This is a genomic window from Pirellulales bacterium (genome assembly GCA_036499395.1).
In the GTDB taxonomy this organism is placed as follows: Bacteria; Planctomycetota; Planctomycetia; order Pirellulales; family JACPPG01; genus JACPPG01.
The window spans coordinates 1-8,162 of the sequence record DASYDW010000057.1; the positions used below are offsets into that span (position 1 = coordinate 1).

At 56.2% G+C, this 8,162-nt stretch carries 9 protein-coding genes; all 9 read left to right on the top strand.

Features of this window, described 5'->3' with window-relative positions; all coding sequences use genetic code 11:
• Positions 1 to 495: 495 nt before the first annotated feature.
• Positions 496 to 897 (top strand): hypothetical protein, encoded by a 402-nt coding sequence (locus VGN12_08515; protein ID HEY4309480.1) that lies wholly within the window; start codon positions 496 to 498, stop codon positions 895 to 897.
• Between the two features lie 4 nt (positions 898 to 901).
• Positions 902 to 2,068 (top strand): hypothetical protein, encoded by a 1,167-nt coding sequence (locus VGN12_08520; protein ID HEY4309481.1) that lies wholly within the window; start codon positions 902 to 904, stop codon positions 2,066 to 2,068.
• Positions 2,068 to 4,434, top strand: a complete 2,367-nt coding sequence (locus VGN12_08525) for a BNR-4 repeat-containing protein (protein HEY4309482.1) — start codon at positions 2,068 to 2,070, stop codon at positions 4,432 to 4,434. Before VGN12_08520 ends, VGN12_08525 begins: the two co-directional genes overlap by 1 nt.
• Positions 4,435 to 4,785: 351 nt before the next feature.
• Positions 4,786 to 5,124: a hypothetical protein gene (locus VGN12_08530; GenBank protein ID HEY4309483.1), complete on the top strand. Its 339-nt coding sequence runs from the start codon at positions 4,786 to 4,788 to the stop codon at positions 5,122 to 5,124.
• Entirely contained in the window at positions 5,124 to 5,576 is a 453-nt protein-coding gene (locus tag VGN12_08535) for an HK97 gp10 family phage protein (protein ID HEY4309484.1), read from the top strand. Before VGN12_08530 ends, VGN12_08535 begins: the two co-directional genes overlap by 1 nt.
• The gene (locus VGN12_08540) at positions 5,573 to 5,989 is read left to right on the top strand and encodes a DUF3168 domain-containing protein (GenBank protein HEY4309485.1); all 417 of its coding nucleotides are present in this window, start codon (positions 5,573 to 5,575) and stop codon (positions 5,987 to 5,989) included. Before VGN12_08535 ends, VGN12_08540 begins: the two co-directional genes overlap by 4 nt.
• Before the next feature lie 72 nt (positions 5,990 to 6,061).
• Complete coding sequence (locus VGN12_08545) at positions 6,062 to 6,544, top strand: phage tail tube protein (GenBank protein HEY4309486.1); 483 nt, start codon at positions 6,062 to 6,064, stop codon at positions 6,542 to 6,544.
• A 3-nt stretch (positions 6,545 to 6,547) separates the two neighbouring features.
• A complete protein-coding gene (locus VGN12_08550; protein ID HEY4309487.1) occupies positions 6,548 to 6,952 on the top strand; it encodes a gene transfer agent family protein in 405 nt (134 codons plus the stop codon).
• 148 nt (positions 6,953 to 7,100) lie between these two features.
• A partial coding sequence (locus tag VGN12_08555; protein ID HEY4309488.1) for a hypothetical protein occupies positions 7,101 to 8,162 on the top strand: 1,062 nt, incomplete at its 3' end.

Below are 8,162 nucleotides of genomic sequence, written 5' to 3' on the forward strand. Positions count from 1 at the left end.
TGCGTGGCGTTCAAAGCGGGGATGGTGAAGTTCGTCCGTCGCTGCTGTGCCGATGGCGCGATTGCGAAGGGTAGGGCGGTTGAAACTGATAGGCCGGCGCGATGACTGCCGCTGGCGATCTCAGATGGCGCGTGGCCTTCGATCAGATAACCGAAGCGGATAGCGACCTCGGCGGAACGGCTGGCGATTGGGAAGAACAATTCTCCTGCCGCGCGCGCCTACGGTATCTGAAAGGCTCTGAGCCTGTCATAGCGCAGCGACTGACGGGCGTTCAGCCGGTTGTAATCACCGTCCGATCTTCGAGCCTTACGCGATGTGTGGATGCATCGTGGCGCGTTCGCGATGAGCGCGGGACGGTATTTAACATCCGCTCCGTGACGCCGGATGAGCGGCGCGCATGGATCGATTTTTTATGTGACGCGGGCGTCGCCTAGTCACGAATCCCCTCAATAGGAGAATAGGCAAATGGCATTTGGCGCCGCGATGCAAAACGACTTGCTGAAATTGCTTTTGCAGGGTGTGGCTATCGCAAATATTGCGGACAATGCGGCATCGTCGCCGATTACCAGCGTTTATCTGGCGCTGCATACCGCCGATCCACACTCCGGCAATCAGACGACAAGCGAGGCCGCGTATCCAAGTTATGCTCGTGTCGCCGTCGAGCGCTCCACTGATGGATGGTCGATTAGCGGGAATATCGCAACGCTCGGTGCGGATGCCCTTTTCCCGGCCGCAACTGGGTCGCCAAGCGAAACCGAGACCTGGGCATCGGTCGGCTCGCTATCGAACGGGGCCGGTCTGATTTTCGCCAGCGGACAATTGGCATCATCGATCCCTGTCACGACTGCCGGTGCCACGCCGAAGATCACCGATACGACAACCTTCACGGTGAGCTAACGCAATGGCTGACAATACCGAATTGAATGCGATGTCTGGAGGCGATGTAGTCGCTGATGAAGACATTGCGGGCGTAAAGCACCAGCTCGTAAAAATGGAATGGGGTGCAAGCGGGACGGCCAATAAGGTCGATACCGCGACGGGCAAACCGCTTCCTGTTCAACTCCGCTCACCAACCGGCACGGACCTGATTGGCACGGCTGGCACGGCGTCGGCTGCGGTACTTTCAGTTCAGGGAATTGCGTCCGGTACGGCCGTCGCCGTCTCTGGCACATTTTGGCAAACTACACAGCCGATTTCTGCGGCTTCGCTTCCCCTCCCGACCGGCGCGGCGTCGGCTGCCAAGCAACCAGCGCTCGGTACGGCGGGGTCGGCATCTTCGGATGTCATCACAATTCAGGGCATAGCGAGTGGGACGGTTGTCCCCGTATCGGTAGCGACCATTCCTTCGCATGCAGTTACTAACGCCGGGACCTTTGCAGTCCAGGCCGCACAAACCGGAACATGGAATATCACCAATGTCTCCGGCACTATCTCATTACCAACGGGCGCATCCACTGAGACATCCCTAGCCGCGCTTCTTGCGACTGCGGGCGCAACTTCCGGGGCGGCCGTCATCACGGATGCCAACGGCACGATGCAGCAATATCTGCGTGGCCTGGTGAAGCAATGGATTTCCAGCACGCTGACATTGGCCTCGCGCGCGGCGAGCTCTGCCGTGACGCTCACCCGCACCGCCGATACGAATGGCTACACCGCCAATGACATTCTCGGCTCTGCCACAGGCTCCACCGCTGCGCTTTCCTTCACAAACATAGGGCCAAGCGGGGCGGAAGTTACGATTTCCAGTGTGGAATTGGAAATTGACTCATCTGGCGTCATCTCCGGCGAAACCTCATATCGCCTCTATCTCTACAACGTAACGCCACAGAGTGCTGTAGGCGATAATGGCGCATTCGATTTGCCATCAGGTGACCGCGCATCATTTCTTGGATACGTGGATCTCGGGACGCCGGTCGATCTCGGTTCGACGCTCTATGTGCGCGCCGACAATGTGAATACGCAGGTCAAACTTTCTGGCACGGGCCTCTTTGGCTATCTCGTGACGGCAGGGGCCTATACGCCCGCGAGCGCGCGCGTCTATAAGATCACGCTGCACGCCGTGTTCTGATGACAGTCGATTATTTTGCCGCAAATGGTTCGACCTATCCAAACTACGACAATATCGGTCCGTGCGCGTTTTTCGATCTCACGGATAACAAAACGTGGGACTGCCACGAAATATGGAACGGGTCGCATCGCGCCATCGCGGTCACGGTCTTCGACCACGCGACTGGTGCGATTGATGAATATGTCATCTCCACCAATACCCTGACCAACGACGGTCATGGTGAAGGTGCGTTGTGCATGACTCCGGATGGCCGTGTGCTTCTGTTCTGGGGGTGCCATCTTTCCCCGTGCCATATCGCGATCACCACAAATCCGCGCGATCCAACGGATTGGACGATCCTCACCGACTTGACGACAGATGGCGGGGTTTCGTATCCCCATCCTGTGCTGGTCGGTTCTGCGATTTGGCTACAGCTCCGCGACACCTTCAGCGGCACGCACAAGCCGTGCGTCATGTTCCATACGACGACACTTTCCGGGACGACCGTTGATTGGTCATCTCCAATTGCTGTCGCGGATTTCGGCAATAGCACATGGTTCTATGCGAGCCTGATGTATGCCAAAGGCACGGATTTGCATTGGGTTGCCACCCAGGCGAATGCGGATAATTCAATCCGCAAGAACGTCTATTATTTCATTTATGACACGACCGACGGCAGTCTGAAAAATTGGGATAAGAGTTTCTCGATTGCAGCCGGAAGCCTCCCCGCACTCATTACTGATCTGGACGGGCATTATAAAATCTTCGATCAGCCGACAAGTGGCGGCTCGACCGCAATTCCGATGTTCATCTTTGATGATGCCGGTAAATCGCATGTGCTGACCTGTGACGGTCTTCACGATAGTGGCGATTTCGACATGTGGCATCTGACCAATGAGAGCGGCTCGTGGGTTTCGGAGATTATCGGCGCGACCAATAATGAGGTGAATGATTTTTGCCTCGTCCCTGCGTCTGGCGGGCGGATCACCGCTTATTTTCCGACAGTGGCCCCCGCTGCATTCGCTGTGGATGGCGACATGTATTTTACAACCCGTGAATTGGATGGATCTTGGAGCGATGTTGAATTGTTCCGCGCCTCGGATGGTTCCAATGCCATCGGCGTTGGTTTGCCGGTTTTTAACGGAAGCTCCGCGCTTCGCTATGTGGTCTCCGAGATAAAACAAGACGACATGGATACCAGCGCGGGTGGCCTGCGCAAATTTGCATATGGTGATTTTGGTTATGTTACGGCAAGGAGCGCCCCCGTGGCTGTGAATGCTGCATATAATCGCAAGATCACGATCACATCACACCCAGCCAGCACGCTAATGAATTTTCCAGTGCTCGTCAGCGTCACGGATGCCGCGCTCAAGACTGTCGCCAATGGCGGTCACGTCCAGAATAGCAATGGGTATGACATCGTCTTTGCCGCCGACAATGCCTATGTGACGCCATATGCCTGGGAGGTGGTCTCCTATGATGGTTCATCCGGAACGTTGGAAGCGTGGGTTCAAATTCCTTCGGTATCCTCGTCGGTCGATACCGCGTTTTACATGCTATACGGCGATGCGGCGATTTCGACTTTCCAGAGTACGGCAACGGATGTTTGGGATTCGCATTATAAGGGCGTCTACCATCTGAGTGCTGGCCTCAATGTGAACGACAGCACGGCGGGAGCGAACAATGGCACGAACAACGGGGCTACCGCTGCTGCGGCCAAGATTGGTAGCGGCGCGGCATTCGACGGCTCAAGCCAATATATCGATCTCAGCAACAACGCGAATTTAAAGATCGCTCTGCCCGCGACGCTTTCGTTCTGGATTAAAAAAGATGCATCCTATAATGCGAGCACCAATTATTCGTTCCTGAACAACGACATCGTTTTCGGGGGCGCCGGTGGTGCGGGACGGTTTGGAATTGACATCGAGGACGGCGGCAGCGGGACGATATTCGTTGCGTTTGGCGATGGCACGGGCGGCGGAACTTATCGGGCCAAGGAAGGAGCCACAGCGCTATCGAATGCGACTGATTATTTCATCACATGCGTAGTGCGCGGTGCCACAGACATGACCATTTATCTGAATGGTGCCGATGATGGTGGTTCCTATTCCGGCACCGGCGGAACGTTGGCATATGGCTCCGGAAGTGGATCAATCGGGTTGGTTCAAGGGAGCACCAACGGGGGGAGCAACGGAGGGTTTTTCTTCGGCAAGATGGATGAGGTTCGTATTTCCGATATCGAACGTGCCGCGGCATGGGTCGCGGCGGAATACGCCAATCAGAATTCTCCGGGCACATTCTACACAGTGGGGTCTGAAGCAGGGCAATCCGTTCGAAAGATTAAGCGGCCCGGAATGGGGCTGCGTCTCGGGTTGAGGGCCGCTTGATGTTGCTGCTCTTTGCATCGTCCAATCCACCAACGGCGGCGGAAAGCGCGGTTGCATTCGCTGGCGCAGGGGCTTTTGCACCCGTTGGTGCAGTCATTCTGCCATCGTCGGTTGCCTTTACGGGCGCGGCAACGTTTTCCCCTGCATCAGGCGGGGCCACGATTATACCGTCATCCGTGAATTTCGCTGGCGGTGGCCTATTCTCTCCCAGATCGGCTGTAACCATTCCGACATCCGTGGCGTTTGCCGGTTCCGCGACTTTCGCGCCACATGTGATGCGAACTGGCGTCCCGACGATCAATCCAAATTACCTGCTTATTCCAAGGCCTCGTCGCCGGAGTTTAATTCCCAATGGGTGACATGCTGCGGTTCGATCCGATAACGCCAGATGGAAGGCCATCTCTATCGGTCAGCTTCGTTAGGATGCTCCCGGAAGATGTAACCGTTGCGAACGTCTCGACCGAATGCATCGTGCATCCAGAAAGCCTTGTCGCAGATGCCTCGGCTGATGAGCGATTGGAAGGTTCACCGATTGTCCAGGACGACGATCAAACGGTTTCGCAGTTCTTCAGCGGCGGTATTGCTGATGTTGATTATATCATCACATGGATCGCAACATATTCCGATGGCGAGATAGAGCCCGTCGATACCCTGCTTTCGGTACGCGCCTACAAAAACGTCGGCGCGTAGTGAGCAAGATTTCCAATCGCATACGGATGCGTCAGGTTCTTAAAATACTGCCAGCACCGGTACGAAAACAGATCAAGACGGCAGTTCTGTCATCCGCAGAGGAAATGGCTGATACCATGAAAGCACTCGCCAAGGTAAAAACTGGCGAGCTGCGACAGTCGATAGAAGTCACGTCGGGCGATGAGAATGTTGCTCTCTACAATCGAGTAAAAAGCAGCCGTATTGAGAAAGACCCCGAGCTTGCTGCGATAATCCATTCGGATTCCCCACATGCACGCGATGTTGAATTCGGCACCGCGCCGCATGTGAATGCCGGTGAATTCCGTGGAACGCAAAACCCCGGCGCACACGCGCAGCCATTCTTCTTCCCGGCATACCGCGCCCGCAAGCGTCAGGCGCAAGCGAAGATCAATCGCGCCGCACGGCAGGGCATCAAGGATGGCTTGAAATGAATGGCCCGGATTACGAATTGCAGGTCGCCGCGGTTACAGCGCTCCTGGCCGATGCAGCTCTAACCGCCCTCATAGGAACGCGGCTTTACCAGAATGTTCCGGCAAACCCGGCGTTCCCGTATGTGACGATTGGCGAAAGCCAGAACGTACCTGACGATGCCGAGTGCATCGATGGCTCTGAAATATTCCTGACGCTGCATGTGTGGACACGGCAGAACGGAATCGATTTTGGCCCTAATAAGAAGATCGTCGCAGCTTTGGATGCGGTATTGAACAACGCCGTTCTGACCTTGGCTGGCGGTTACCGCTGTGTCGAAATAAAGCGCGATGGTGCGCGATTCTTCGTCGATCCTGACAATGTGACGGTGCATGGCGTTGCCAGCTATCGCGCCATGGTCGATCCGACCGACTGACGATCATTAGACCATAAGACTTCCTGGCGAGAGCCTGGAGAGCACGCCTATGCGTGCAAGCCCAAACGCCGCTTGGGCAACGGCTTCCTGGCCCGTCGTGACGACGCGCCATTACCTCAGATGGAGCCCATCAAAATGGCTAAGCCGACGACGCAGAAATTCGGAGAATTCGTAATCGCCATCGGCGATGGCGCGAGCCCTGAAGTCTTTGCCGCACCCTGCGGACTCACCTCCAAAACCTTCAACGGCCAGGCGGATACGAACGATACGCTCGTTCCGGATTGTGATGATCCGGATGCGCCTGCTTGGAAAGAGCGCGCGGTCACTTCGCTGTCGCGCGACATTTCAGGTGACGGCGTTCTCGCGACGGAATTCGTCGAGACCTGGGACGATTGGTTCGCGAGCGGCCTGAGCAAAAACTGCAAGGTAACGACTGCGGGGCATACATGGACGGCGCCCTACGTGCTGTCCCAGTTCACCATGAGCGGTGCGCTCGGCGACAAAGTAAAAATCAGCGTCAGCATGCAATCCGATGGTCAGGTCACGCGGACCTAAACCATGGACGGCTCTGGAAACGTCAAGTTCGATTGGGGCGATGGCGAGCATTCATTCCGCCTCGCCATGAAGCAGTTGCGCGAATTGCAGGACAAGACCGGAATCGGTCCGGAAGCACTGTATGAGCGCATCAGGTCTGGATCGTGGCACATTGCCGATCTTCGTGAACCGATCCGTCTCGGCCTCATCGGTGGCGGCATGGATGAGGTCGCGGCATCGAAAATCATGCGGACATATTTCGATGATGGTCCTTATCTGAAACACAAGCCTGCGGCAGTCACGATACTGCTGTCAGCTTTGCTTGGCCCGCCAGAGGATAAAGTCGAACAGGGAAAAGCGGAGCGGGGGAGAGAACAGAGCGAATCTCCTTCGCCCTCTATATCGGAATCGCTCGCGCCATCGGCATGAGCATGGCCGACTTTTGGGACTGCTCGCTGTGGGAATTCAGCGCCGCTGTTGCTGGGTGGAACAAAGCCCAGAGCGGCGATGGCGATAAGCCTGCTGCAATGACGCCCCAACGCTATGACGAACTGCTCGAACTACACGGATACCGATAATGGCTGATGACGTAGCCCGCCTGGTCGCAACACTCGAAGCCGACATCTCCAAATTCACAAAGGGGATGGAGCAGGCTCAGACGATTGCAGACCAGCGGCTTGGCATAATCGAGAAGCGGCTTCAGCAAACTGAAAGCGTGTTCAGCGCTGGGTTTGGGAATATAACCTCACTTGCCGCCAAGTTTGGAGTCGCCCTCTCAATCGCCTCTATCGGCTCGTTCGTGAAGGATGTTATCGATTCGACGGCGGCATTGGACGGCCAAGCGCAAAAGCTCGGCATATCGACTACTGCGCTCCAGGCTTATCACGCTGGAGCAGTGCAGGCCGGATCAAGCATTGAAGCGAGTGATGCCGCTATTCAGCGCTTCACCCGGTCAATAGGCGATGCTGCCGAATCACAGGGGCCTGCCCGCAAGGCATTCCAGGAATTGGGCCTTACTGCCGGTGATCTGGCGGGCGGAACCGAGGCGGCGTTGCCAAAAGTTGCCGCAGCCATTCTCGGGATTCAGGATGCATCAACGCGCGCCCGCATTGAAGTTGCCCTGTTCGGCAAAAGCGGCCAGGACACGGCGGAGATTCTAAAGACATGGGCCGATCCAACTCTAATCCAGAGGATGGAGGATTTAGGGCTTGTCATTGACAAAAGCGTCATTGACCGTGCCCAGAAGGCAAAAACCAACTGGGATTTATTCTGGGCCGGGTTTCGCGTTCAGGCCGCAGGCGCGCTCGACGTGTTCAATAAACTTGATGCGTCAATTGACCAGAAAGTTTCCGGGAAGTTGAACGTTGATCCGCGCCGCGTGAGTCAAGCGCCAGATTTCGCGCACTTCACTTCCGCGCCCACTGATATTGGAGGCCCTGGCGCAAATGCCAATGCGGAATGGAAGGGCGTAAACAAAGCCTTCGACGATTTCATCGCTAAGCAAGTCTTGGCGACGCAGCTCGCGGCCGAAACAGCAGCGCAGCGGCTCATTGATCAGCGGATAATCGAAGCTGCGACAGCGAGACTGAAAGACCAAGGCAAAGAAAACGAAGTCACGGTCAATAGCCTGAAGCAGGCC

Excerpts from the sequence above, each read along its gene's own strand:
- VGN12_08520 (HEY4309481.1), top strand. The coding sequence starts at position 902 with ATGGCTGACAATACCGAATTGAATGCGATGTCTGGAGGCGATGTAGTC.
- VGN12_08525 (HEY4309482.1), top strand. The coding sequence starts at position 2,068 with ATGACAGTCGATTATTTTGCCGCAAATGGTTCGACCTATCCAAACTAC.
- VGN12_08530 (HEY4309483.1), top strand. The coding sequence starts at position 4,786 with ATGGGTGACATGCTGCGGTTCGATCCGATAACGCCAGATGGAAGGCCA.
- VGN12_08540 (HEY4309485.1), top strand. The coding sequence starts at position 5,573 with ATGAATGGCCCGGATTACGAATTGCAGGTCGCCGCGGTTACAGCGCTC.
- VGN12_08550 (HEY4309487.1), top strand. The coding sequence starts at position 6,548 with ATGGACGGCTCTGGAAACGTCAAGTTCGATTGGGGCGATGGCGAGCAT.